This window comes from Pseudomonas sp. COW5 (assembly GCF_026240005.1).
GTDB classification, from domain to species: domain Bacteria; phylum Pseudomonadota; class Gammaproteobacteria; order Pseudomonadales; family Pseudomonadaceae; genus Aquipseudomonas; species Aquipseudomonas kribbensis.
In genome coordinates this window covers 3,493,531-3,518,799 of sequence record NZ_JAPHVP010000001.1, presented here as the reverse complement: position 1 = coordinate 3,518,799, position 25,269 = coordinate 3,493,531, and the positions used below count along the sequence as shown (strand labels likewise).

The window sequence follows — 25,269 nt, the reverse complement described above, 5'->3', positions numbered from 1 at the left end:
GCTGGATAAACTCGGCAAAACTTCAATCATTTATAAGCAGGGCTTGATAATGGATCTGTTCCAGTCGATGAGCGTCTACGTCAAGGTCGTGGAAACCGGCAGCATGACGGCCGCCGCCCTGCAGTGCGAAATGTCCACGACCATGGTCGGCAATCACCTGAGGGCACTGGAGCAGCGCCTCGGCGTACAACTGCTGCAACGCACCACCCGCCGTCAGCGGCTGACCGAATTCGGCACGGTGTATTACCAACGCTGTCTGGAGGTGCTGGGGCTGGTGCAAGACTCCGAACGGCTCGCCGAGCAGACGCTGGATGAGCCTCGCGGCCTGTTGCGCATCACCGCGCCGCTGACCTTCGGTGTCGAACGCCTGGCTCCGGCGCTCAGCGAGTTTTCCCTGCAATACCCGCAGGTCAGGATGGATGTCGTGCTGACCAACAGTCGCCCGGATCTGCTGGAAAGTGGTCTCGATGTGGCGTTCCGACTCGGCCATTTCGAGCAATCGAACCTGATCGCCCGCCCCCTGATCGACTACACCCTGACCGTGTGCGCGTCTCCGGATTACGTGGCCCGGCGCGGCATGCCCCTGACACCTGAAGACCTGCAACAGCACGATTGTCTGTCGTTCGCCTACCCCGCCGGCGATGACTGGCAATCAGTGGAAAAGCGCTGGCGCCTGAGCGGCCCGGACGGTGAAATCATGGTCGATGTCAGCGGGCCGATGCTGATGAACACCTCGGCAGGCTTGCACCAGGCGGCGCGTACCGGCATGGGCATCGTGATGCTGCCCGATGCCTTGGTGGAACAGGATCTGCGCGACGGCAGACTGATGACGGTGATGCCCGACTACCAGCCACCGAGCCGTCCTTTGCATCTGCTTTATGCACAGGATCGTTATCGGCTGCCGAAGCTGCGGCGTTTCGTCGAGTTTGCGATGCGGACATGGGGGAAAACTTGATCTGCCTGGGGTCAACAAAAAACCGACGCTTACAGCGGCCCCGACTATTATCCAACTTCCTCTTTTCCAGCATGGATGCTGCGCGATGCTCACGATTCTGCAAAACACCCCGATTCGGGCCTACGTGTTTTTTCTGCTTGTGGTTTATTTCGGCATCAAGGCTTTTTCTCCCCGCCGTGAAAGCCGTCTTTCGATGCTCATCACACCGCCGGCGTTTCTTGCGTGGTCGCTGTACTCCGTGAACTTGACGATCGACCCGGTCCTGTTCCTTGGCAGTTGGTTTGGCGCGCTGTTGCTGGGCAGCCTCTCGGCCTGGCTGGTTTTTTCCCGCAAGGGCGTGGCACTCGACGATACCGCGACGGGGTTGATCATGCCGGGCACCGTGAAAATCCTGATCATGTTCCTGATGTTCTTTTTCGCGAACTATTACTTCGGCTATCAGGATGCCGTAAATCCGGAGCTGGCCGCTTCCCCCGACATGCTGCTGCTCAAGTCCACGGTATCGGGGTTCATGTGCGGCCTGATCAGCACCCGCTCGCTGAAGCTCTACTGGGCACTGCGAGCCCTCGCCGCCCGACAGTCGCCAGTGACCGCACAATAACCCTTGCATAACCGGTGATCACGACCCGTTTTTCACCAGCACCGGTTTCTCCTGATAACGCTTGGCGAACAGCTGCTTCAACTGCGCCACTTTCGGCAGATCATTGATCACGATGTACGGATAGGTCGGATGTTCAGTGAGGAAGTCCTGGTGATAGTCCTCCGCCGGATAGAAGCCGTTGTAGCTTTCCAGTTTGGTCACGATGGGTTTGCTGTAGGCATGCGTCGCATCGAGTTGAGCGATATAGGCCTGGGCCACCCGTTGCTGATCGGCATTGACCGGGAACAGCGCCGAGCGATATTGGGTGCCGCTGTCCGGCCCCTGACGGTTGAGTTCTGTCGGGTTGTGGGCCACCGAGAAGTAGATCTGCAACAGGCTGCCGTAGCTGACCTGGGTCGGATCGAAAGTGACTTGTACCGACTCGGCATGGCCTGTGTCGCCCTCGCTGACCCGTTCATATTCCGCCGTGTTGGCCGCGCCACCGGCGTATCCGGAGACGGCTTTCTGCACACCTTTGACATGCTGGAAAACACCCTGCACACCCCAGAAACAGCCGCCGGCGAAGACTGCCGTCTCGCTGTGCGCCTGGGTGCTCTCATCAAGAGCTGGCGGAGGAATCGCCACGCCTTCCTCGGCGCCGAAGGAAAACGCCGAGCACTGTCCGATCACTCCGGCCGCCGCGACGCCCAACAACAGACGACGCCAGATAATTCGAGTTTTCATGTCACGCACTCCTGATCAGCCGAAGGTAAAGGCGTAGGCCGACACGCCCGGATCGAGAAACTCGATGCTGAAGGTTCGGTCCTTAACCCCATCGTTTTGCCGCACCAATTGATACAAGCGCTGCTCGGTGACCCGACCACTGCCGTCCGGCGCCACGTCGACACCGTGGGCATCGCCCGGCGCCTGACCGTCGATGGTCACTCTGAAGCGCACCGGTTTGCCGTCCGTTCCCGGCCCCAGCACCAGATGCAGGTCACGGGCGTGGAAGCGATAGACGATGCGGCTGGCCGGCGCGCTGGCGGTGGCGCGCTCGGCACCGACTGCCCATTGGCCACCGAGACTCCAGTCATTCAGAGCCAGGTTGGTCGGCGCCGTGTAAGCCGCCACCTTGTCAGGCACAAGGCTGGTTTCCGGTACGAAATGTTCCGCACGCTGGTAGCCGACGTAGGTTTCCGGCGACAGCACCTGATTCATGTCCGGCGCCAGCTGCACGCCCTGGGCATCGGCATTGATCAGACCGTTGGCAACAGTTTTCGCACCGGCCTCACGCAGTAGTTGCTGGATGACCCGCTCCGATTCGGCGTAGTCCCCTTCGCCAAAGTGGTGGTAACGAATGCGCCCCTGGGCGTCGGCAAAGTAATGCGCCGGCCAGTATTCATTGTTGAAAGCGCGCCAGATCTTATAGTCGTTATCGATGGCTACCGGGTAGTTGATGCCCAGTTCCTTCATGGCTTTGGTGACGTTGCCTACATCACGTTCGAAGGCAAATTCCGGGGCATGCACACCGATCACCACCAGGCCCTGATCTTTGTACTTCTCGGCCCAGGCTTTGACGTAAGGCAAGGTGCGCAGGCAGTTGATGCAGGAGTAGGTCCAGAAATCCACCAGCACCACTTTGCCCTTCAATGCCTGTGCATCCAGAGGCGCGGAGTTCAGCCATTGCACCGCGCCATCGAGGGGCGGCAGCTGACCTTCGACCGGCAGCGAGCCTGGTGTCTTGGCGGCCATTTTCATCGCACCGCCAGCAGCCATCATGCTGCCGTTCGCCGCGTCATCCGCTGCGGGAATCTGCGCCAACATCGTGCCGTTGCCCTGAGGGGATTTGCCCGAGAGCTTGCCGACCAGTGCCTGCTCCAGACCTCCGGTGGAAGCCGTCGACACCCGCGCCAGAATCCCGGTGTCGAGGCCCAGCGCAATGGCGGCCACACCGGCCAGCATCGCAGCGCCGAGCCCGCGGCGGATCCACTCGCCGCTGCCGATCGAGCGCTTCATCAGCGCGAAAACCTTACCGCCCAGCAGCAGCGCCGCGGCCAGCGACGTAGCCGCGCCCGCCGCGTAAGCGAGCAACAACAGCGTAGTGGCGATGCTTGCCCCTTGCAGCGCGGCACCGGTCAGAATCAAGCCGAGGATTGGCCCGGCGCACGGTGCCCAGAGCAGCCCGGTGGCGACACCGATCAGAAACGACGCGCCGGGACGCGGACGATTGTCCTGGCCGGCGGCCTCCGACAGGCGACTGCCGGCGGACACCAGCGGCCGGGTCAGACGCTCGGCCAGACGCGGCAGCAGCAAGGTCAGCCCGAACAGTGCAACGAACAGCAACGCGAGCCAGCGACCGTACTGATTGACTTGCACCACCCAGCCGCCGCCCACCGCCGCCAGTGTCGCGACGAGGGCGAAGGTCAGTGCCATCCCGGCCAACAGCGGCAAGCCACTCTTGATAAACGGCTGCCCGGTGCGAGCGAAGACAAAAGGCAGAACCGGCAGGATGCACGGGCTGACGATCGTCAGCACACCGCCGAGATAAGCGAGAACCAAGAGCCACATGGTGTCGTCCTGTAGTGAGTGAAGATTGCAGGCGGGCCATGACTCAGACCGCCACGGGTTTGAAGGTCATGGCCAGACCGTTCATGCAGTACCGCAGACCGGTGGGTTTGGGTCCGTCGTCGAACACATGGCCGAGGTGACCGCCGCAACGCCGGCAGTGAACTTCCTCCCGGGTCATGCCGAAGGACCGGTCCTGGCGGGTGGCCACAGCGTGCTCCAGCGGCGCCCAGAAACTCGGCCAGCCGGTGCGGCTGTCGAACTTGGTGTCCGACGAAAACAGCGCCAGATCGCAGCCGGCACAGGCAAAGGTGCCGGCCCGATGCTCGTTGTTCAGGGGACTGCTGTAGGCCCGTTCGGTGCCTTCCTTGCGCAGCACGTCGAATTGCTCGTCTGTCAGCAGTGCATGCCATTCACTGTCGCTGTGGGTCACTTCAAACGCTTCGTCGGCAAACGCCTCGCCGACCAGCGCAGAGCCCGTGGATAACTTTGGCAATACACCCGCCAGTAACGCTGCAAGCCCCAGCCCGCCGCCCGTTGCGAGAATCTGTCGCCGTGAAAACATGGCCGTCTCCCAAAATTCCAGATGCCTGTCGTGGAACACAGCCTAGGCTTGGGTTGATCGCCAAATCCTCACGGGAAGTTAAACAATTCGTGATAACTCGCCCCGAGGAAAACCCGCACAATGCGCACATTGCGCCGAAGGATTGAGCTTCATGGAACAGACCAAACGCGTCCTGGTGGTCGAGGACGACCTGCACATCGCCGACCTCATTTGCCTGCATCTGCGGGACGAACAATTCGAGGTGGTCCACAGCGCTGACGGCGACGAAGGCATGCGCCTGCTGCAGCAAGGTCACTGGGATGCACTGATCCTCGACCTCATGTTGCCCGGCGTCGATGGCCTGGAAATCTGCCGCCGCGCCCGGGCCATGGCCCGCTATACACCGATCATCATCACCAGCGCCCGCTCCAGCGAACTGCACCGCATCCTTGGCCTTGAACTGGGCGCCGACGATTACCTCGCCAAACCGTTTTCGATGCTGGAGCTGGTGGCCCGGGTGAAAGCGCTGCTGCGCCGGGTAGACGCCATGGCCCGCAACCTGAAGATGGACGCCGGCAGCCTGAGCCTCGACGGCCTGACCATCGACCCGATCACCCGTGACGTCGCCCTGAACGGCCAGCGCCTGGACCTCACCCCACGGGAATTCGATTTGCTGTACTTCTTCGCCCGCCAGCCGGGAAAGGTGTTCTCGCGCATGGATCTGCTCAACGCGGTCTGGGGCTACAGCCACGAAGGCTACGAACACACGGTCAACACCCACATCAATCGCCTGCGGGCGAAGATCGAGACCGATCCGGCACAACCGGTGCGCATCCTCACGGTGTGGGGCCGTGGCTACAAATTCGGCACGAGTACAGAACAACCATGAAACTGACCCTGACGCAGCGCCTGTCCCTGGTGTTCGCCGTGTTGCTGCTGGCGTGCTGCGGCACATCGGCGTGGTTGCAGGTGCGCTCCAGCCAGATGCATGAGCTGGAGGTGGTGCAGGGTCTGTCCCGGGATCTGGCGCAGCACATCGCCCACGACACGGTGCTGATGGACAGCAACGGCCTGGTGCCCGGCGCGGTGCGCGAACTGTTCAGCCAGTTGATGCTGGTCAACCCGAGTGTCGAGGTGTACCTGCTCGACACCGAAGGCCGGATCGTTGGCAACGCGGCGCCGGAAGGACGCCTGCGTCGGCAGACTGTCGACCTGCAACCGATTCGACGACTGCTCAATGATCAACCGCTGCCGATCCTTGGCGACGACCCGCGCAGCGTCGACGGGCGCAAAGTGTTCAGCGCCGCGCCGTTGCAGGTCAACGGCAAGCCGGCCGGTTACCTTTACGTGGTCTTGCTCAGCGAAGCGCACGACCGTTTCGCCGAACGCGGCGCCACCAGTGCAGCGTTGAATACGGCGTTGCTGTCCATCGGTCTGGTGGCGTTCCTGTGCCTGATTGCCGGTCTGACGGCATTCAATCTGATCACCCGGCCATTGCGTCGGCTGACCGAAACCGTGAGCCAATTCGACATCGACGGCGCACCGCAATCGCTGCCAATCGCGCCGACGCCTGTGGACAAGTCTGCCGACCCGGACGAAATCGCCGTACTCGACGCAGCGTTCCGGCAAATGCAAAACCGCCTCGGTGAACAGTGGCGCTCTTTGACCCGTCAGGATCAGGAACGCCGGGAACTGGTGGCGAACATTTCCCATGACCTGCGCACACCGCTGGCTTCGCTGCATGGTTACCTGGAAACCCTGTCACTCAAGGACGCCACCCTGTCTCCGGAGGAACGCCGCCGCTATCTGGGGATCGCCCTGGATCAGAGCCGCAAGGTCGGCGGACTCGCGCAATCGCTGCTGGAGCTGGTGCGCCTTGAACATGGCTTCGTGCAGCCTGTGCTGGAGCAATTTTCCCTGACCGATCTGGTCCAGGACATCTTCCAGAAATTCGAACTCGGCGCCGAAGCCCGGAATGTCGAACTCAAGGCCAGTTTCAGTGCCAATCTGCCGACCGTCTGCGCTGACCTCGGGCTGATCGAACGGGTGCTGACCAACCTGTTCGATAACGCCTTGCGCCATACGCCGCCGGGGGGCGAAATCGAACTCGGCCTGAAACCCCGGGGTGCACTGGTTGAAATCACCGTCAGCGACACCGGCCCCGGCATCGCCGCCGAGTTGCGTGAGGGCTTGTTCCTGCGTCCGTTCAATATCGGCGGCGCGCGACGCGACGGCGGACTGGGCCTGCGGATCGTGCACCGGATCCTGCAGTTGCACGGGCGCGAGATCCAGTTGCTCGATGTCGCAGGACGGGGCGCGACCTTTCGCTTCTCGCTGCCGGTGGATCAACAGAACGCCGAACAATGGATCGTCCGTTCGATGAACCTGAATACGCCTGGCAAATAATCAACTCCATCGGGCCGTTGCTCCGTGACAACACTGCCCCGCTCCCCTAAATTAGTCGGCCTGAAAAAGCCCCCCATGCTTTCTCGTCTTATCCCAAGTTAAAAAGTAGTGAAATTTCAATGTCCGATTTCAACACCGCTGAATCCGTAGTCACCCTGTCGTCCAAAGCGGAATACGAAAACTCCATCAATCTTTCACAACACATTCCACAAGCGAAGATCATCAGCGAGATGGTGCTCGACGCGTTCCAGTCGACCCGCGAGAGTGAGCAGATCCGCGAGCTGCGTGCCGCGATCCGTCAGGCCCATGATCGCTTCGATGACGATCAGGCCTACGAGCTGATGGGCCAGCTCAAGCGCCTGAAGGACGCCGAGGCGGCCGACATCGCAGCCCTCGAAGACCTGAGCAGCAAGTTCCCGATCAGCCGCATCCTGTCCAGCTTCAAGGACGATCCGGCGTTCCAGGAAATCGTCTACGGCCTGGCCCTCAAGGTGCTGAACCAGACCCATCAGGCGATCAGCAACCCGAGCGGCGGCAAGAGCAAAGCCGCACGCGCCAAGAAAGACGTCGAAGTATTCAGCATCAGCAAGGACGGCATCAGCGTGACCCTGCCAATGCGCACGCCGCGTTCGCGCCTGAGCGTGGATCGTGAGGCGCTGGAATTCCTCGGTTTCACCTTCGTCGGTGAAGGCGAAGAAGCAGAAATCGAAGGCGAGACCTTCGTCGACAACGCCGGCACCGAACACGCGATCAACCGCAAGAACATCATCACCGCCCTGCAACAGCAAACCGCGTTCGACGGTTACAGCATCGCCGCCCAGTAAGCGCAGCGCTGACGAAAAAGCCCCGCTCTGAATCTCAGGCGGGGCTTTTTGCTGTTCGGCGTTCAGCGATTACGCCGACGGATGTACCGCTGCGATCATGTCGACTTCGATGGCCGCGTTTTTCGGCAACTGATAGACGCCGACGGTGGTGCGGGTATGGCGACCGGCATCCCCCAGCACATAACTGAAAACGTCGGATGCGCCGTTGGCCACTTCACTCAGGTCGACAAAGTCCGGTGTCGACTTCACATAGACCGTGACCCGCAACAACGCCCTGACCTTGTCCAGCGAACCGACCGCATCGACGATGAACGCCAGGCAACGCATGGCGCTGATGCTCGCGGCGGCTTGCGCATCCTTGAGCGTCAGCTCCAGACCGACCCGGCCGGGATACTGGATCTTGCCCTCGGTGCGCGGCACCATGCCACTGATGTACAGCTCATCGTGATGGCGCACCAGCGGCGCGTAATTGCCGCCCACCGTGTTCTCGCCATTGATGTCGTAATTCAGCTCTTTTGCCAGGGCAATGAAGCGTTCGTCGCAGGTCATCCTCTCAGTCATTTCGCCCAGCCTCTTGATCGATGCGTGAAGAATTGCAGGTTACGACAGTCGAGCGCCGAGCAGTGCATGGCGCCATAACTGACAGGGTTGGATCCAAATCTAGGGCTTTTGCCGAAACACCGCAACCTGTGGGTGCTTGTACAAAAAAGCCCCGCACGACATTAAACGTGCAGGGCTTTACGCAGACTTGGAAACGACTTTAAACAGCGCTCAATCGCTCGACCATATCAGGGAATTTTTCCACCAAACGGATCAGCAAGGCAGCCTGAGCGTTGGGCTTTGATTTCTCCTGCTCCCAGTTTCTAAGGGTGCTTGGACTTGTCCTGATTCTTCTGGCAAAAACGGCCTGTGACATGTGCAGTTTTTCCCGTAGCGCTACGATTTCCTGAGCACCGACTTCGGGAGCTGGTTTGTCCTCAAGCGTCGTATTACGTAGCGTGATTTTTCCTTCGCGTTGAGCCGCCATCTCATCAACGCCCTGCATTAATTCTGCAAACAGGTCGCGTTTTTTCATGGGGTACCTCGTGTTTTCAACTCTTTTTCTATGGCTCCCTTGAGCGCCCTCTCTTGATCGGCGGTCAAATTCTCAAGCTCATCTTTGTCATAAATCGCAAACATCCAAAACTGGCCATCATTCATAAGCCAATAATAGATAACTCGCAAGCCGCCTCGTCTGCCTTTGCCACGATGAGCATCCGCCCAACGCAGTTTTCGGAAGCCACCGGTTCGAGGCATGACATCGCCCGCATGCGGATTGCTCTGCATGTAGGTCTGTAGCTCACGATATTCGTCGTCCGTGAGGTAATGACCCAGGTTTGCGGTGAACAGTGTGGTTTCAAAGAATATTGTTCTCATACAAAAAACTATAAGCAAATTGCCTATAGACGAACAATAAACACCTTTCTCTTCGGATAAACAATCCTCAACAAAAAACCCCGCTCATCTCTCGATGAACGGGGTTTTTCGTACAACGTTCGAACCTTACGGCGCGTACGTCAGCAGCAGCTCGGTCGGCACCTTGAAGTCCAGGGACATCATGACGCTCAACGCGGTGATGGTGAAGATCGAGAACACGAACAGCTTGCGTGCCCAGACCGTGTCATCCACCGCCTTGTAGCCGGTCCAGGCCATGTACAGCCAGTACATGCCCATGGCCGCGGCGACGGCGAGGTAGCTCATGCCGGCGTAGCCGCTGAAGGTCAGCATCAGGGTCGCCACGAGGAACGCCAGGATGTAGAACAGGATGTGCTTCTTGGCCACCTGGATTCCGCGCTTCACTGGCAGCACCGGAATCGATGCGGCCAGGTAATCGTTGAAGCGGAAGATCGCGATGGCGTAGGAATGCGGCATCTGCCACAAGCTGAACATCACCAGCAGGGTCAGCGCTGCCATGTCAAAGCTGTTGGTCACGGCCACGTAACCGATCACCGGCGGCATGGCGCCCGACAGACTGCCCACCAGCGTGCCGTGAACCGACTTGCGCTTGAGGTACAGGCTGTAGAAGCCGACGTAGATGATGAAGCCGATCACGGCGAACAGGGCAGCCAACGGGTTGGCCACCTTGTACAGCAACGCAACGCCGGCGACACCCAGGACGGTCGCATAGACCAGGGCCAGTTTCAGGGAGATAAGGCCCTGGACCAGCACCCGGTTTTTGGTGCGTTCCATCTTCAGGTCGATGTCGCGGTCGATGCAGTTGTTGAACACGCAACCGGAGGCCACGACCAGGGAAGTGCCGATCATGGCGGCCAGGAACACCGCCAGATCCACATGCCCTTTCGAGGCCAGGAAGAACCCGCCTGCCACAGAAAGCACGTTACCGAAAATGATCCCCGGTTTGGTGATTTGGATAAAGTGCTTGAGCGACATCGGGTCTACCTCACTTCGCCATCATGAACGTGTGGATGCTGAACATGATCCACAGCGACAGGCCGACCAGCAGCAGGATCACGATGGCCGTAAAGACGAACGCGATCACGTTGTTACGCTGGGCCACGGAGCGGTCCAGGTGCAGGAAGTAATACAGGTGAACGATCACCTGGATTACCGCGAACAGCAGGACGATTGCCAGCGTGGTGGACTTCGGCAGGGTCGGGAACATCACCAGGCCGAACGGGATCACGGTCAGGATCACCGACAGGATGAAGCCGATGGCGTACGACTTTACGCTGCCGTGGCCAGCATCATGGCTGTCATGGGAGTGTGCATTAGCCATTACAGGGTCCCCATCAGGTAAACAACGGTGAATACGCAGATCCACACCACGTCCAGGAAGTGCCAGAACAGGCTCAGGCAGCTCAGACGGGTCTTGTTGGTCGCCGTCAGGCCGTGCTTGTTGACCTGGTACATCATGATGCCCATCCAGATCAGACCCGCGGATACGTGCAGACCGTGGGTACCGACCAGGGTGAAGAACGCCGACAGGAAGCCCGAACGGCTAGGACCGAAGCCCTCGGAGATCAGCAGGTGGAACTCGTTGATCTCCATGGCGATGAAGCCTGCGCCGAGCAGGAAGGTCATGAACAACCAGCCCAGAACCTGCTGCTTTTTACCTTTGTACAACGCCAGCATGGCGAAGCCGTAGGTGATCGAACTGAACAACAGCAGAGCGGTTTCGCCCAGCACGTATGGCAGTTCGAAGATGTCGTGGCCCGACGGGCCACCGGCGACGTTGTTTACCAGTACCGCGTACACCGCGAAGATCGACGCAAACAGAATGCAGTCGGTCATCAGGTAGAGCCAGAAACCGTATACGGTCATCTCGCCCGAGTCGTGGTGATGGTCATCGTGCCCATGGTCGTGGCCATGGGCGTGTCCAGCATTGGTCACTAAGTTCGACATTGTTTAAGCCTGTTCCAACTTGGTTTCAACACGGGTCGCGGAAGCAGGGATCTTCCCGGCCGCTACCAGACGCTTGTGCTGCTCGGCTTCGATGCGCTCGATCGTTTCAACCGGAACCATGTAGCCCTGGTCGTCACGTGCAGCGTGGATCACGAAGTAGATGACAGTGCCGGCCAGGCTGGCGATCGCCAACCACCAGATGTGCCAGATCATCGCGAAACCGAATACGGTCAGCAGTGCGCCCATCACCACGCCAGTGGCGGTGTTGTTCGGCATGTGGATCGGCTCGTACTTGGCCGGAGTCTGGTACGCAGTACCGTTTTCCTTGGCTTCGGTGAACGGGTCGATGCAGTCAGCCTTAGGCAGCACAGCGAAGTTGTAGAACGGAGGTGGCGACGAGGTCGACCATTCCAGGGTATGGGCATTCCACGGGTCACCGTGTTCGCACATGTTTTCCGGCTTGTTGCGGTCACGTACCGAAACGTACAGCTGGATCAGCTGGCAAGCGATACCGACAGCGATCATCACCGCACCGAACATGGCAACGTACAGGTACGGTACCCACTCAGGGTTGGTGGTGGCGTTCAGACGACGGGTCATGCCCATGAAGCCCAGTGCATAGAGCGGCATGAACGCGACGAAGAAGCCCGAGATCCAGAACCAGAACGCTGCTTTACCCCAGCCTTCGTGCAGCTTGAAGCCGAACGCTTTCGGGAAGTAGAAGCCGAAGCCTGCGATGTAGCCGAATACCGCGCCGCCGATGATCACGTTGTGGAAGTGCGCGATCACGAACAGGCTGTTGTGCAGAACGAAGTCAGCACCCGGGATGGCCAGCAGTACGCCGGTCATGCCGCCGATGGCGAAGGTCACCATGAAGCCCAGGGTCCACAGAACCTGGCTGGTGAAGCGCAGACGGCCCTGGTAGATGGTGAACAGCCAGTTGAACAGTTTCACACCCGTCGGGATGGAAATCAGCATCGTCGCCAGACCGAAGAAGGCGTTGACGCTGGCACCCGAACCCATGGTGAAGAAGTGGTGCAGCCAAACCATGAAGCCCAGTACCGAGATCGCGCCCGAAGCGTAGATCATCGAGTGGTGGCCGAACAGTTTCTTGCCGGTGAAGGCCGAGATCACTTCCGAGAAGATGCCGAAGGCCGGCAGGATCAGGATGTAAACCTCAGGGTGGCCCCATGCCCAGAACAGGTTGACGTACATCATTGGATTGCCACCAAGTTCATTGGTGAAAATGTGGAAATCCATGTAACGGTCAAGAGTCAGCAGTGCCAGGGTAGCGGTCAGGATCGGGAACGAAGCCACGATCAGAACGTTTGCCCAGGTGCAGGTCCAGGTGAAGATCGGCATGTCCATCAGTTTCATGCCAGGGGTACGCATTTTCAGCACGGTCGCGAGGAAGTTAACCCCGGTTAACGTTGTACCCAGACCCGATAGCTGTAGCGCCCAGATGTAGTAGTCCATCCCCACGCCAGGGCTGTATTGCAGACCCGACAACGGTGGATACGCTACCCAGCCGGTCTTGGCGAATTCGCCGACGCCCAGGGACAGGTTGATCAGCACGACGCCGGACACCAGCAGCCAGAAGCTCAGGGAGTTCAGGAACGGGAACGCAACGTCACGGGCGCCGATCTGCAGCGGCACTGCAAGGTTCATCAGGCCGGTGAAGAATGGCATCGCCATGAAGATGATCATGATCACACCGTGAGCGGTGAAGATCTGGTCATAGTGTTCAGGTGGCAGGTAGCCAGGCGAACCCTCGGTGGCCATGGCCAGCTGGGTACGCATCATGATGGCGTCGGCAAAGCCACGCAGCAGCATGACCATGGCAACGATGATGTACATCACGCCGATTTTCTTGTGGTCGACCGACGTCAGCCACTCGGTCCACAAGTAAGTCCACTTCTTGAAGTAGGTGATTGCAGCGAACAACGCCAGACCACCGAGCGCGATCATCGAGATGGTGACCATCACGATCGGCTCGTGGAAAGGGATCGCTTCCCAACTTAATTTACCAAACATCGTTTACTCCTCTGCCCCGGCAGCTGAATGCGAATTCGAGTCCATATCCGTTGCCGCCACTTCTTTCTCTTTCTTCTCGTGCTTCAGCGGCTTGCCCGGTTTCATGCCTTCGTACTTGTCGACGATGGTCTGGAACAGGTTCGGCGTGACCGAGGAGTAGAGCTCGACTGGATTGTTCTGGCTTGGCTTGGCAAGGGCTGCGTATTCAGCTTGTTCAAGCTGTTTAGGTGCCTTTTTGACTTCACTTACCCAGGCGTCGAAATCTTCCTGAGAAGTTGCGATCGCTTTGAATTTCATACCGGTGAAACCAGCGCCGCTGTAGTTGGCGGAGATACCGTCCATTTCAGCGTTGCGGTCAGCGATCAGGTGCAGCTTGGTAGTCATGCCCGCCATCGCGTAGATCTGGCCGCCCAGGCCCGGGATGAAGAACGAGTTCATCACCGCGTCCGAAGTGATCCGGAAGTTAACTGGCGTGTGCGCCGGGAACACGATCTTGTTGACCGTGGCGATGCCTTGTTCCGGGTAGATGAACAGCCACTTCCAGTCCAGCGCGACCACTTCGATGGTCACTGGCTTGACGTCGGACTCGATCGGACGATACGGATCCAGCGAGTGGGTCGACTTGTAGGTGATGTAACCCAGGGCAATGATGATCAGGACCGGAATGGTCCAGACTGCCACTTCGATCTTGGTCGAGTGCGACCATTTCGGGGTGTAGACGGCGTTCTTGTTGGAGGCGCGGTACTTCCAGGCGAACAGGAAGGTCATGACGATGACCGGCACAACAACCAACAGCATCAGCAGCGTAGCGGTGATGATCAGGTTGCGCTGTTCCAGGCCGACCTGGCCCGTTGGATTGAGCAAGGTCATGTTGCAGCCTCCCAGCAACAACGTGCCGAGCAGCGGCACTAGGCCTAGTAATCTGGGGTACCTGTTTTTACTCATCTCACGACCTCTAAAGCAGCTTGCGCAATGCAGTTGGGTTTTGATCGCCAACACTTCACCCTGCCAAGGGTTGGCATTTTCTTTGGATTGAATAAGGGCCGCCCGTCGCGCGTCAGACGCTCGACAAATCCTGGGACAGCGGTCAGTTCTTATTCGAATTCGTGGTCAAAGGCCTTGTTAAAGACCAATTCCATTTGGTGCGGAAAGTTGGAAGGCACCGACACCTGGGTGTCTCGCAAGCCTTTCGGCCCCTCGACACCCGACTTCCTGCTCAGTTCCTTATAAAGGCTGAACAGTGCCGGGAATTCAGTGCGGGCGATTGTAGATAGGTAGCGCCCTATACACCATGTCTTATCCCGAAATAATTTTTATCGCTCAGAGCAACAATCCATCACCGTTTTTGCAAAAGTTCCGCATGTTATCGAAATCGATTCTCAACAAAAACACCAAAAAATGTAGGTGTACCTGGCTCGGATCAGACAGTTCCGAAGACTTTTTCCGACACCGTGAAGCGCTTAAACCCCGATAACCCAAGGGCTTTGGCCAATTGCCACAGGTTGTTAAAACTGCCTGTTCCGGCACCAGCGTCCCAAAGCCGAAAAACCCTGAAACAGACCAATCCTTTTTTGTAACAACACTCCAATCCGGGCCTGCGAAAGCCACTGCGACATGGCGTGTGTGACAACATGTCGCACACCTGTCGCACCGTCCCTTGCCGTTCGTCACGACGTTTTCACAAAGACCCTGAAATGCAAAACGCCCCGATTTGCGTCACTGCAAATCGAGGCGTTTGTGTTATCGGCGCAGGGGCCGAAAAGTTGATTCAGCGCAATGCTTTTCGGTTGCGCGAGGTCAGCAGCGGCACCAGGATCACCACCAGCACGAAGGCCACCAGTGCCCATTGCGCCAGCGACAGACCGAGGATCGGCGGGTACGGCGTCGAGCAGAAACCGTCGACCTGGAAGCCCAGCGGGAAGATCTTCGCCAGCGGCAGGTCATCGACGATCGGTTGCAGCACATCGATGCCGCAACTCACCGCCGGGTAGAACTGGGTGTACACGTGATGCCCGGCGACGCCGGCTCCGGCAATCGCGCAAATCACCACCAGCACCTCGAACACGGTGATGCTGCGGCGGGTGCGCATGGCCGCGCCGATGAACGCGAACAGCGCGATCAGCAGCAGTGCGTAACGCTGCAGGATGCACAGCGGGCATGGCGCCTCGCCCAGCACGATCTGCATGTACAGCGCGCCACCGATCAGCGCCAGGCAGATGACGCCCAGCAACACCAGATAGCGCCGTTCACGTCCCAATCGAATCGTTTCCTCGCTCATCGCGTTTCCCTTTCATGTCCATGGTTCAGCTGGCCGGCGGCTGCGCTTGCAGTTGCGCCATCAGGCTGATGTTGTCTTCGATATGCCAATTGGCCGCAATGCGACCGTTGTCGATCTGATAGATATCGGTTGCCCGGAAGTCTACACGCTGGCCCTGCCCTTTGAGAGCCTTGAACGTACCGGTGAATTGCCCGCGAAAGTGCAGATGCACCACCACGCGATCACCGGCGACGATCATTTGCTCGATCTCGCAGCTCAGGTCCGGCACCGCCGTGCGAAAGAACTTCGACGCCAGCAGCGGCCCGGTCGGCCCTTGCACCCGGCCTTCCGGCGGAGTCTTGTCGACAAACTGCGGCGACAGGGCCGCCGTGGCCAGCGCCTCTTCGCCCGTGTTCCAGAAACTGCCGTAACGCCGCGCCGCCAGTTCCATTGCATCACGCTGGGCCTGGGGCAGGCTCTGATCGACGATCAGGGTCTGCGGCTGGATCAACGCGGATTCGGCAAAGGCAAACGGACTGGACAGCAAGGCAACCGACAGGCCCAACGCGGCCAGGCTGAAACGACGGGAAGAGGCGATGTGCGACATGGGGGCGATCCTGATCATGTAAACGAACGAGCGCCTATCATCAGCATCGGGGAATAAACGATAAACCGGTTAAGAAACGATTAACCTTTAAACAGAATTTAAGAATCAGGACCGTGTAACGGCCAATCGCTGGCAAGCCAGCTCCCACAGGGATTGGCGTCGTATACACAATCTGTGAACGACACCAACCCCTGTGGGAGCGGGCTTGCCCGCGATACAGACGACTCGGTCTTAAGGCTTATTCCAGAGCCGCCGCCGGCCCGAAGAACTCATACCGGCTCTGCTTCTCCGGCACACCCAGCGCCTTCAGATGACGCTTGATCGCCCCCATGAAGCCTTTCGGCCCGAGGAAGTAGGCGTCAACATCACGCTGCGCCGGCAGCCACTCGCCCAGTTGTTCCTGGCTCAACAGCCCGACCTTGTCCGCCGCCGGGCTCACGCCGTCATCTTCGGCGTAGCAATAGAAGCGCTTGAGCTGCGGATGGCGCTCGGCCAGACCATCGATCCAGTCACGGAACGCATGCACGCTGCCATTGCGCGCGCAGTGAATGAAATGCACCGGACGCTCGGTTTCCAGCGCCGCTTCCAGCATCGCCAGGGTTGGCGTGATGCCCACACCGCCACTGATCAGCACCAGCGGTTTGTCGCTGGCAGTCAGGGTGAACTCGCCCGATGGCGGAAACAGCTGGATGCTGGCGCCGACGTGCAATTGATCGTGCAAGTGATTGGAGGCGCGGCCACCCGGTTCGCGCTTGACGCTGATGCGGTACTGACCTTTGTTGGCCAGGGCCGAGAGCGAGTAATTGCGGCGGATTTCTTCGCCATCGAGGATCAGCTTCATGCCGATGTACTGACCTGGCTCGGCCGCGAGAATCGGGCCTTTGTCCGCCGGCTCGAAGTAGAACGAAATGATTTCCGCGCTCTCCTCGACCTTGGCCGCGACGATGAACTCCCGCGCCCCGCGCCAGCCGCCGACGGCCTGTTCCTTCTGGTCATAGATCGCGGTTTCGGCACCGATCAGGATCTCGGCCAACTGGCCATAAGCGGCACCCCAGGCACTCATCACTTCCGGCGTGGCAATTTCATCGCCCAGCACTTCGGAAATGGCGCGCAGCAGGCAGGTGCCGACGATCGGGTAGTGCTCCGGCAGAATCTGCAACGCCACGTGTTTGTTGATGATCTTCGCCACCAGATCGCCCAACTGGTCGAGTTGATCGATGTGACGGGCGTACATCAATACACCGTTGGCCAGCGCGCGAGGCTGGTCACCGCTGGCCTGGTGAGCCTGGTTGAACAGCGGGCGGACTTCCGGGTACTCGGAGAGCATCATGCGGTAGAAGTGGGTGATCAGCGCTTCACCGCCGCTTTCCAGCAGAGGCACAGTGGATTTGACGATGGCACGATCCTGGACGCTAAGCATAAGGGTGACTCCTGAGCTTTCTCTAAAAGTGCCTTATGTATTCCAGTAATCGTGCCAAGTATTTTTTCTATATAAATCAATAAGTTGAAATTTATGTAGTCAGATCGACACAAGCACCTCTATAGTCGCTTCGACTACAACGCGTCTCTTTGACTACAAGCCTATGTCCGCCAAATCACTGCTTACCGCCCTGCTCCCGCTGGTTTCCGACCTGTCCCGCGAATTGCCTGAAGGCGAACGCTACCGACGACTGCTCGAAGCCATGCGCGCCCTGCTTCCCTGCGACGCCGCCGCCCTGTTGCGCCTCGACGGTGAATGGCTGGTGCCGCTGGCTGTCGACGGTTTGAGCACCGATACCCTCGGTCGCCGCTTCAAGGTCAGCGAACATCCGCGCTTTGAAGTGCTGCTGGCCGGCGAAGGGCCGACCCGTTTCGCCGCCGACAGCGATCTGCCCGATCCTTATGACGGATTGGTCGACGGCCTCGACGATCACCTCGAAGTCCACGACTGCCTCGGTTGCCCGCTGTTCGTCGATGAAAAACTCTGGGGCCTGATTACCCTGGACGCCCTTGATCCCGAGCGTTTCGAACCCATCGAACTCGACGCGCTGCAAGCCTTCGCCAGCCTCGCCTCGGCCACGGTCAACGCCGCCGAACGCATCGAACGTCTGGCGACTCGCGCCGAGGACGAACACCAGCGCGCCGAGGTCTATCGCCAGGCCAGCGGCCAGCAGAACCGCGAAATGATCGGCCAGAGCAAGGCCCACAAACGGCTGGTGGAAGAAATCAATCTGGTGGGCGGAAGCGACCTGACCGTGCTGATCACCGGGGAAACCGGGGTCGGCAAGGAACTGGTGGCCCAGGCGATCCATGCCGCCTCCCAGCGCGCCGACAAACCGATCATCAGCCTCAACTGCGCGGCCCTGCCGGATACGCTGGTGGAAAGCGAACTGTTCGGCCACGTACGCGGTGCTTTCACCGGTGCCACCAGCGACCGGCGCGGCAAGTTCGAACTGGCCAACGGCGGCACGCTGTTTCTCGATGAGGTCGGCGAGTTGTCGCTGACCGTCCAGGCCAAGTTGTTGCGGGTTTTGCAGAGCGGCCAGTTGCAGCGTCTGGGGTCGGACAAGGAGCATCAGGTCGATGTGCGCCTGATCGCCGCAACCAACCGCGATCTGGCCGAAGAAGTGCGCAGCGGCCGCTACCGCGCCGACTTCTACCATCGCCTGAGTGTGTACCCGTTGCAGGTGCCGGCGCTGCGTGAACGGGGTCGCGATGTGTTGCTGCTCAGCGGCTATTTTCTGGAGCAGAATCGCTCGCGCATGGGCCTCAACAGCCTGCGCCTGAGCAGCGATGCCCAGGAAGCGCTGCTGGCCTACACCTGGCCGGGCAACGTGCGGGAACTGGAACACCTGATCGGGCGCAGCGCGCTAAAGGCACTGGGCAACTGCAAGGTGCGGCCCAAGATTCTCAGCTTGAGCGCGATGGATCTCGATCTGCCGCGCGAGGTTGTGGATAACTCGCCGTCACCGGCCAGTGCTGTCGTTGCGATGCCATTGATTTTCGGAGATCTGCGCGCAGCCACCGAGCAATATCAGCGGCAGTTGATCACTTCAGCACTCGAGCACAATCAGGACAACTGGGCCAGCGCCGCCCGCGAACTGGGGCTGGACCGGGCGAACCTGGGGCGGCTGGCCAAGCGGTTGGGGATGAAGGGCTAAAAGCACACCCTCACCCTAGCCCTCTCCCAGTGGGAGAGGGGACTGATTGGGGAATATTGCAGAAGTCCGCCGACGTGAACGATCTTTACTGAATCCATAATCGACTCAGTGGGTCAGGTCGATGTAAGACGCAAGACACCTCGGTCGGCCCCCTCTCCCTCCGGGAGAGGGCTGGGGTGAGGGGCTCTGGATCTCGACGCCACCCGACAACTAACCTAAAGCCCAACCTTTTGACGCCGATAACCCGGCATCAATAGTTTCTGGCGATTTCCACCCTCGCCCACCACCTTTTTCCACAGAAGGTTTTTATGTCTTCCAACAAAGCCCGCGCAGATTCACTTTCGCTTCTGCTGTTTACCTTGCGCAGCGGCAAGCTGATGGCGATCAACCTGCTGAAGGTCAGTGAAATCATCCCCTGCCCGCCGCTGACCAAGCTGCCGGAGTCGCACCCGCACGTCAAAGGCATCGCCACCCTGCGCGGCGCTTCGCTGTCGGTGATCGACCTGAGCCGCGCCATCGGAGAGCGCCCGCTGGAGGACCCGAACGGCGGCTGCCTGATCGTCACCGACGTCAGCCGTTCGAAACAGGGCCTGCATGTGCAGGCGGTGAGCAAAATCGTGCATTGCCTGACCACCGACATCAAACCGCCGCCGTTCGGCTCCGGCGGCTCCCGCGCCTACATCACCGGCGTAACCTCGGTGGACGGTACGCTGGTGCAAGTGCTGGACATCGAAAAAGTCATTCATGGTATCGCCCCGGCGCAGATCGACATGGCCCCGACCGAGCTGAGCATGGAAGACGCCGAAGTGTTGGGCAACGCGCGGATCCTGGTGGTCGACGACAGCCAGGTGGCGTTGCAGCAATCGGTTCACACCCTGCGCAACCTCGGCCTGCAATGCCACACCGCCCGCAGCGCCAAGGAAGCCATCGACTGCCTGCTGGACCTGCAAGGCACCGCGCAGCAGATCAACCTGATCGTCTCCGACATCGAAATGTCCGAGATGGACGGCTACGCCTTCACCCGAACCCTGCGCGAAACCCCGGACTTCGCTCACCTCTACGTGCTGCTGCACACGTCGCTGGACAGCGCGATGAACAGCGAGAAGGCCCGCCTCGCCGGCGCCAACGGCGTGTTGACCAAGTTCTCCTCGCCGGAGCTGACCCACTGCCTGATCGAAGCGGCCAAACACGTCGCCGCCCAGGGTTACTGAGCCTTGAGCGAGACATTCTGCTTTCTGATGCGGCGCGACCTGAGCCAGGACGTGCCGGCCATCGAGTGGCCGAACGGCATCGAACTCACCACCTACAGCGTTGAACGGGCGGCCGCCGTGCATGAACTGATGCAAATCGGTTACCGCGAAGGCGGCGGGCGGGTGCCGGCACTGGACGTCTGGCAGCAACAATATGAAACGGACGCCGAATACGATCCGGCGCTGTGTTTCATCGCCAGCGATGCCGACGGCGTCATCGGTGTGGCGCAATGCTGGACCAGTTCCTATATCAAGAATCTGGTGGTGCATCCCCGGGCGCAAGGTCGCGGACTCGGTCGGGCGTTACTTCTGCATGCGTTCAAGGCTTTTCAGGATCGGCGCGAGGGCTTTGTCGATCTGAAGGTGCTGGAGGACAACTTGCGGGCGCGACGGCTGTACGAAAAGTCTGGAATGTATGCGGTCCGCCGGGAATTGGTGCCGGACTGACAAACTAAAATCCTGCGGCATACTCAAACCCTGGCGATCAACCTCCAAGGATGCCCGAACCATGAAACGCCTCGCCCTCTCCATACTTTGTCTCATCGCCCCGTTTGCCCACGCTTCCAGCCCCGACGCCTGGGCCGCCTACGACAAAACCGTGCTCGCCAGTTGCACCAAGGCCAGCGGCCTGAAAGACGCCAAACCGGTCGGCAACACCGCGCAATTCGATGACCGCGTCGGCTACACCGCGCTGTTGCTGCAAGGCCAGTACCCGCAAAAACACATGAAGGGCCAGCAAGGCACCGAGCTGTGCCTGTACAACAAGAAGTCGAAAACCGCGTACGTCACCGAATGGGACTCGATCCGCCCGACCGCCAAACCCTGAGCGAATGGCGCACAACTTGCTTCACTCCGGGCATGTACGGCGGCTTTATGTCGCCGACTCAAACCCTGATTGAAGATTGCCCGCCCAATGAATACGACCTTTTCCTGCGTAGGTTGCGGCAAATGCTGCACCGATCACCATGTACCCCTGACCCTGGCCGAAGCCCGCATGTGGGCGGCCGACGGCGGTCAGGTGATCGTGCTGGTGGAGGCCTTTCTCGCCAACGGCCTGGGTTTGCCGGCGCAACAGCGTGAGCATGCGCAGCGTCGTTCGGCGGTGGTGCGCAGCGGAACGTCCGACGCTCATGTGGCGATCACCTTCGCCGCCTACAACGTCGGCCCCTGCCGGAATCTTGACGAAGACAAGCTGTGCCGCATCTACGAGCGCCGGCCGCTGGTGTGCCGCATCTATCCTGCCGAAATCAATCCGCATATTGCGCTGAACCCTGCCGCCAAGGACTGCCCGCCGGAATCGTGGGAACAGGGACCGGAGCTGATCGTCGGTGGCGAACTGGTGGATCAGGAACTGGTGACATTGATCCAGCGCTCCCGTCAGGCCGATCGCGACGACATCCGGATCAAGGATGCGATTTGCGGCTTGCTCGGCATCCGCACCACCGCGCTAAAAGGCGACGGTTTTACTGCATACCTGCCGGACATGGGCGCGTTTTCCTCGGTGATCGATCAGGTCACGGCGCAGCCATTGAGCGAAGTTTCCAGCGAATGGCTGTTTCACCTCTCCGGTGATGATGTCGCCGGACAAGTGCTGGCGGCCGGGGCACAGGTGGTGACCGAACCGCCGCAGACTTACGCGTTCATTTCATTAAGAGCGGCTTGATTTGATGGCCCAATCGCTAGCAGGCTAGCTCCCACAGGGAAACGCATTTCAAATGTGGGAGCTAGCCTGCTAGCGATTGGGCCGGAGAAAGCAGCCTCAATCCCGAACCTGCCGCCGCCCCCAGAACTCCCGCGCCAGCGAACGCAAATCCCCCGCCAGCCCCGCCACATCCTGTGAGTTGAGCTGGCTCTGGCGCCCTTCATCCACCGTCAGTTCACACGCCGTGCGAATACTGACGATGTTGCGGTTGATGTCCTCGCTCACCGCGCTCTGCTCCTCGACTGCGGCGGCAATCTGCAGGCTCATCTCGGTGATCTGTTCGACGCGCCCGCTGATCCCGTCCAGCGCCCGGGCCGCGCGTTGCGCCTGTTCGACGCTGTTATCCACATGCTCGCTGCTCTGCTGCATCACCAGCACCGCATCCCGTGCACCATTTTGCAGAGTGCTGATCATCCGCTGAATCTCGTTGGTCGACTGCTGGGTGCGCTGGGCCAGACCCCGCACCTCATCGGCCACCACCGCAAACCCGCGTCCGGCATCCCCGGCCCGCGCCGCTTCGATCGCGGCGTTGAGCGCCAGCAGATTCGTCTGCTCGGCGATGCTGCGGATCACCTCCAGCACCCCGGAAATCTCGCTGCTGTGGCCTTCGAGCTGATGAATCACCTCGGTCGCCCGGCCCAACTCCTCAGCCAGCCGCAACACCGCGCTGCGACTCTCGCCAACCAGCAGATGACCTTCTCGGGTTTCCGTCCCCGCCATATCGGCCGCCACCGACGCCTGCTGCGCATGGCTGGCCACCTCGGCGACACTGGCCGCCATCTGATGAATCGCCGCCGCCACCTGATCAGTTTCCGCCTGCTGCGCCAACGTGCTGGTATGACTGCTGTGCAGATGATCCACCAGTTGCGCCGCATGCCCGGCCAGCCGTTGCGAGGCATCGCCGATCCGCCCGACCACCGCGCCGACCTGGGCCTCGAGCATCTGCAAGGCAAACTCGATCTGCCCGAACTGATCCCGCCGCCCGGTATAAATGCCCTGACTCAACGGGTTGTCGGCAATCTGTTTCGCGCGTTCGGTCAGCCGCTCCAGCGGACGCAACAACCAGCTCACGCCCAGAGCACAGGCGCCGCTGCCAGCCACCAGCGCAGCGGCTTCGATGCCCATGGACTCCGGCCGCAACCAGGCTTCAATCCCCAGCACTACCGCCAGCACCGAACTGGTCAACGCCATGATCCGTGCCCGCAAGCCCGACACCGGCAGCCGCTGCCAACGCGGCACCCGCTCGCCACGCAACTGCGCGTAGGCCCGTTCCGCCGCCGCGATCTGCCGCGCATCCGGCCGCGTGCGTACCGACTGAAACTCCACCGCCGCACCGTTCTGCGTGACCGGCGTGACATAGGCACTGACCCAGTAGTGATCACCGTTCTTGCAACGATTCTTCACCAGCCCCATCCACGATCGCCCGCGCTTGAGCGTCTGCCACATATGGGCAAACGCCTGCGCCGGCATGTCCGGATGACGCAACAGGTTATGCGGCGTACCCAGCAGCTCGTCACGGCTGTAACCGCTGATCTTGATGAAGTCGTCGTTGGCGTAGGTGATCGCGCTGGTCAGATCGGTGGTCGAGAGAATGTTCGCATCCGGCGCAACATCGACATTGCGCTCGGTCACCGGGAGATTGATCTTCATGGAAAGCGCGCTCGTTTTATTGGAAAGAGTCGGCAGGGCTGCTGACTCTAAGCGCACTAATCGGTTAAACGTTGATCTGGCTCAGGAACTGAGCAATTAGCCATCACTGTGACCGAAAATCACAGACGATGGCTGCAGGAGGGAAGTGAATCAGCGCTTGCCCATCGAACGACGAGTGCCCGACGGCGCCACACCCGGGGTCCTGGCGTGACGGTCACCGTCCTTGCCCTTGAATTGCGGCTGCTTGGCGGCTTTGGCGGCGGCCAGTTCACCTGGCTTGAACGGAAACTTGAACGCAGGAATGGTCGGCTTGGTCTCACCGGCCTCGGCCAGCTCTGCCGGGACATCGCTCACAGCGTTGTCGATTGGAGAAGTCATGAAAGCTCCGGAAAGCAAAAAGTCCGGCCCGGTGGATGAGCCGCGAAGGCGCGCAGTATACCTGTGCGCGAGGACTTTAAAGAGTCCCAAAAAGGGTACGACCGGTCCCTTTTTGGGACTGCTCGACTAACGGATCACGCCTGCGGATCAACCCGATCCAGCGCCCTGTTCACCGCCAGCTCCGCCAGCATGATGATCTGCTGGATTCCCAACGCCGTACTGCGCTGCGGGCCCGTGAGTTCATTGGCGAAATTGCTGGCGATGGTACTGGCCGAGGCCAGGGATTCGCAGGCATTGGCCAACAGGCTTTCGGTGTCGATATTGGGAGTGACCATGAACATTGTGCTCGGGCGCGGCTTGGAGGGGTTGGGGCAAAGGTAATAGTCGAGAGCGCGTTTGATGGCTTCGCGGTTGCGGGCGAGGTCTTCGGCGCGCATGGCTTCTTCGAGAAGGGTGGGGGATTCGAGGGGTGGATCGGGTATCAGTTTGTCCATGAAAAACTCCTACTTGGCTATGGAGCCATCCTTTGTCGTTTCCACACGACAAAAGGTGGCAGCTGTACGCAGGGTGGAAAACCGATAAGTAGGCAACCGGCCAGACCGAAGTCTGCCTGCGCACAGCCGCCGCGACGCAGTTTGCAGACGAAAGAAGACATCGGCAACGATTACGGGGAGATGCTTTGCAACTACTTGAAATCAGGTTTCCACACCTGTTCGCTGAATTGGCAGCGACAGCCAAAGACTAGAGAGCGTGCTTCCGACGGACAACCTGAAAACGTTGTGGGAAGGATCCGGAGTTGTTGTTGAAATTTAAACAACTTCAAGAGCTGCCCTCACCCTAGCCCTCTCCCAGAGGGAGAGGGGACTGACCGTGTTGTTTATACGTAATACACCGACCTGAATCACCGAGCTGAACTCCAGTTTTGAGCAGCACCGCACTACGCTCTTCACCACTCAACACGATGAGCGTTAGCTC

At 59.9% G+C, this 25,269-nt stretch carries 27 protein-coding genes and 1 pseudogene; 11 read left to right on the top strand and 17 right to left on the bottom strand.

The window, feature by feature from the left end:
- The first annotated feature begins 49 nt into the window (after positions 1-49).
- Positions 50-955, top strand: coding sequence for a LysR family transcriptional regulator (locus OQ248_RS16125; RefSeq protein WP_265813304.1), 906 nt, complete (start codon positions 50-52; stop codon positions 953-955).
- A gap of 85 nt (positions 956-1,040) precedes the next feature.
- A complete protein-coding gene (locus OQ248_RS16120) occupies positions 1,041-1,556 on the top strand; it encodes a DUF6622 family protein (RefSeq protein WP_265813303.1) in 516 nt (171 codons plus the stop codon).
- A gap of 18 nt (positions 1,557-1,574) precedes the next feature.
- On the opposite strand, the gene msrA is transcribed toward OQ248_RS16120, so the two are convergent.
- Genes msrA through msrB form a run of 3 tightly spaced genes read right to left on the bottom strand, consistent with a single transcriptional unit; the run spans position 1,575 to position 4,665 of the window.
- A complete protein-coding gene (gene msrA, locus OQ248_RS16115; RefSeq protein ID WP_265813302.1) occupies positions 1,575-2,279 on the bottom strand; it encodes a peptide-methionine (S)-S-oxide reductase MsrA in 705 nt (234 codons plus the stop codon).
- Between the two features lie 15 nt (positions 2,280-2,294).
- Positions 2,295-4,103 (bottom strand): cytochrome c biogenesis protein DipZ, encoded by a 1,809-nt coding sequence (locus tag OQ248_RS16110; protein WP_265813301.1) that lies wholly within the window; start codon positions 4,101-4,103, stop codon positions 2,295-2,297.
- A gap of 43 nt (positions 4,104-4,146) precedes the next feature.
- Positions 4,147-4,665: a peptide-methionine (R)-S-oxide reductase MsrB gene (msrB, locus tag OQ248_RS16105; protein ID WP_265813300.1), complete on the bottom strand. Its 519-nt coding sequence runs from the start codon at positions 4,663-4,665 to the stop codon at positions 4,147-4,149.
- Positions 4,666-4,816: 151 nt separating this feature from the next.
- Between msrB and OQ248_RS16100 the strand changes: the two genes are divergently transcribed.
- The 3 genes from OQ248_RS16100 to OQ248_RS16090 all read left to right on the top strand — a co-directional run bounded on the left by OQ248_RS16100 (position 4,817) and on the right by OQ248_RS16090 (position 7,874).
- Entirely contained in the window at positions 4,817-5,533 is a 717-nt protein-coding gene (locus OQ248_RS16100) for a response regulator transcription factor (protein WP_265813299.1), read from the top strand.
- A complete protein-coding gene (locus OQ248_RS16095; protein ID WP_265813298.1) occupies positions 5,530-7,050 on the top strand; it encodes a HAMP domain-containing sensor histidine kinase in 1,521 nt (506 codons plus the stop codon). Before OQ248_RS16100 ends, OQ248_RS16095 begins: the two co-directional genes overlap by 4 nt.
- A 119-nt stretch (positions 7,051-7,169) precedes the next feature.
- A complete protein-coding gene (locus OQ248_RS16090) occupies positions 7,170-7,874 on the top strand; it encodes a hypothetical protein (RefSeq protein WP_085709373.1) in 705 nt (234 codons plus the stop codon).
- A 69-nt stretch (positions 7,875-7,943) separates the two neighbouring features.
- Here the strand turns inward: OQ248_RS16090 and OQ248_RS16085 are convergent, their stop codons facing one another.
- The 8 genes from OQ248_RS16085 to cyoA form a co-directional block, all read right to left on the bottom strand.
- Positions 7,944-8,435, bottom strand: coding sequence for a RidA family protein (locus tag OQ248_RS16085; protein WP_085709372.1), 492 nt, complete (start codon positions 8,433-8,435; stop codon positions 7,944-7,946).
- A 199-nt stretch (positions 8,436-8,634) separates the two neighbouring features.
- Positions 8,635-8,949 (bottom strand): helix-turn-helix domain-containing protein, encoded by a 315-nt coding sequence (locus OQ248_RS16080; protein ID WP_007956715.1) that lies wholly within the window; start codon positions 8,947-8,949, stop codon positions 8,635-8,637.
- The gene (locus OQ248_RS16075; RefSeq protein WP_265813297.1) at positions 8,946-9,290 is read right to left on the bottom strand and encodes a toxin; all 345 of its coding nucleotides are present in this window, start codon (positions 9,288-9,290) and stop codon (positions 8,946-8,948) included. The genes OQ248_RS16080 and OQ248_RS16075 overlap by 4 nt, the downstream gene beginning before the upstream one ends.
- A 126-nt stretch (positions 9,291-9,416) precedes the next feature.
- Positions 9,417-10,304, bottom strand: a complete 888-nt coding sequence (cyoE, locus tag OQ248_RS16070) for a heme o synthase (protein ID WP_039765651.1) — start codon at positions 10,302-10,304, stop codon at positions 9,417-9,419.
- Positions 10,305-10,314: 10 nt separating this feature from the next.
- A complete protein-coding gene (gene cyoD, locus OQ248_RS16065; protein ID WP_065261339.1) occupies positions 10,315-10,650 on the bottom strand; it encodes a cytochrome o ubiquinol oxidase subunit IV in 336 nt (111 codons plus the stop codon).
- Entirely contained in the window at positions 10,650-11,276 is a 627-nt protein-coding gene (locus OQ248_RS16060; RefSeq protein WP_007956720.1) for a cytochrome o ubiquinol oxidase subunit III, read from the bottom strand. The genes cyoD and OQ248_RS16060 overlap by 1 nt, the downstream gene beginning before the upstream one ends.
- A 3-nt stretch (positions 11,277-11,279) precedes the next feature.
- A complete protein-coding gene (gene cyoB / locus OQ248_RS16055; RefSeq protein ID WP_114885397.1) occupies positions 11,280-13,310 on the bottom strand; it encodes a cytochrome o ubiquinol oxidase subunit I in 2,031 nt (676 codons plus the stop codon).
- A 3-nt stretch (positions 13,311-13,313) separates the two neighbouring features.
- A complete protein-coding gene (gene cyoA, locus OQ248_RS16050) occupies positions 13,314-14,255 on the bottom strand; it encodes a ubiquinol oxidase subunit II (RefSeq protein WP_065261342.1) in 942 nt (313 codons plus the stop codon).
- Between the two features lie 27 nt (positions 14,256-14,282).
- Between cyoA and OQ248_RS29040 the strand changes: the two are divergent.
- A pseudogene (locus OQ248_RS29040) lies at positions 14,283-14,584 on the top strand (hypothetical protein).
- Positions 14,585-15,078: 494 nt separating this feature from the next.
- Here OQ248_RS29040 and OQ248_RS16045 read toward each other — a convergent pair.
- The 3 genes from OQ248_RS16045 to hmpA all read right to left on the bottom strand — a co-directional run bounded on the left by OQ248_RS16045 (position 15,079) and on the right by hmpA (position 17,594).
- A complete protein-coding gene (locus tag OQ248_RS16045) occupies positions 15,079-15,588 on the bottom strand; it encodes a disulfide bond formation protein B (RefSeq protein ID WP_085709370.1) in 510 nt (169 codons plus the stop codon).
- A gap of 25 nt (positions 15,589-15,613) precedes the next feature.
- Complete coding sequence (locus OQ248_RS16040) at positions 15,614-16,174, bottom strand: ester cyclase (protein WP_265813295.1); 561 nt, start codon at positions 16,172-16,174, stop codon at positions 15,614-15,616.
- Between the two features lie 238 nt (positions 16,175-16,412).
- Entirely contained in the window at positions 16,413-17,594 is a 1,182-nt protein-coding gene (gene hmpA / locus OQ248_RS16035) for an NO-inducible flavohemoprotein (protein ID WP_265813294.1), read from the bottom strand.
- A gap of 163 nt (positions 17,595-17,757) precedes the next feature.
- Between hmpA and norR the strand changes: the two genes are divergently transcribed.
- The 5 genes from norR to OQ248_RS16010 all read left to right on the top strand — a co-directional run bounded on the left by norR (position 17,758) and on the right by OQ248_RS16010 (position 22,227).
- Entirely contained in the window at positions 17,758-19,314 is a 1,557-nt protein-coding gene (norR, locus tag OQ248_RS16030) for a nitric oxide reductase transcriptional regulator NorR (RefSeq protein WP_265813293.1), read from the top strand.
- Positions 19,315-19,622: 308 nt separating this feature from the next.
- Entirely contained in the window at positions 19,623-20,525 is a 903-nt protein-coding gene (locus OQ248_RS16025; RefSeq protein ID WP_085709366.1) for a chemotaxis protein, read from the top strand.
- Between the two features lie 27 nt (positions 20,526-20,552).
- Complete coding sequence (locus OQ248_RS16020; protein ID WP_119427690.1) at positions 20,553-21,011, top strand: GNAT family N-acetyltransferase; 459 nt, start codon at positions 20,553-20,555, stop codon at positions 21,009-21,011.
- A 61-nt stretch (positions 21,012-21,072) separates the two neighbouring features.
- A complete protein-coding gene (locus OQ248_RS16015) occupies positions 21,073-21,390 on the top strand; it encodes a hypothetical protein (RefSeq protein WP_265813292.1) in 318 nt (105 codons plus the stop codon).
- Positions 21,391-21,477: 87 nt separating this feature from the next.
- Positions 21,478-22,227: a YkgJ family cysteine cluster protein gene (locus OQ248_RS16010; RefSeq protein ID WP_265813291.1), complete on the top strand. Its 750-nt coding sequence runs from the start codon at positions 21,478-21,480 to the stop codon at positions 22,225-22,227.
- Between the two features lie 96 nt (positions 22,228-22,323).
- Here OQ248_RS16010 and OQ248_RS16005 read toward each other — a convergent pair whose 3' ends face one another.
- The 3 genes from OQ248_RS16005 to OQ248_RS15995 all read right to left on the bottom strand — a co-directional run bounded on the left by OQ248_RS16005 (position 22,324) and on the right by OQ248_RS15995 (position 24,788).
- Positions 22,324-23,916, bottom strand: coding sequence for a PAS domain-containing methyl-accepting chemotaxis protein (locus tag OQ248_RS16005; protein ID WP_265813290.1), 1,593 nt, complete (start codon positions 23,914-23,916; stop codon positions 22,324-22,326).
- Positions 23,917-24,066: 150 nt separating this feature from the next.
- Entirely contained in the window at positions 24,067-24,294 is a 228-nt protein-coding gene (locus OQ248_RS16000; protein ID WP_265813289.1) for a hypothetical protein, read from the bottom strand.
- Positions 24,295-24,428: 134 nt separating this feature from the next.
- A complete protein-coding gene (locus OQ248_RS15995; RefSeq protein ID WP_265813288.1) occupies positions 24,429-24,788 on the bottom strand; it encodes a DUF6124 family protein in 360 nt (119 codons plus the stop codon).
- Between the last annotated feature and the right edge of the window lie 481 nt (positions 24,789-25,269).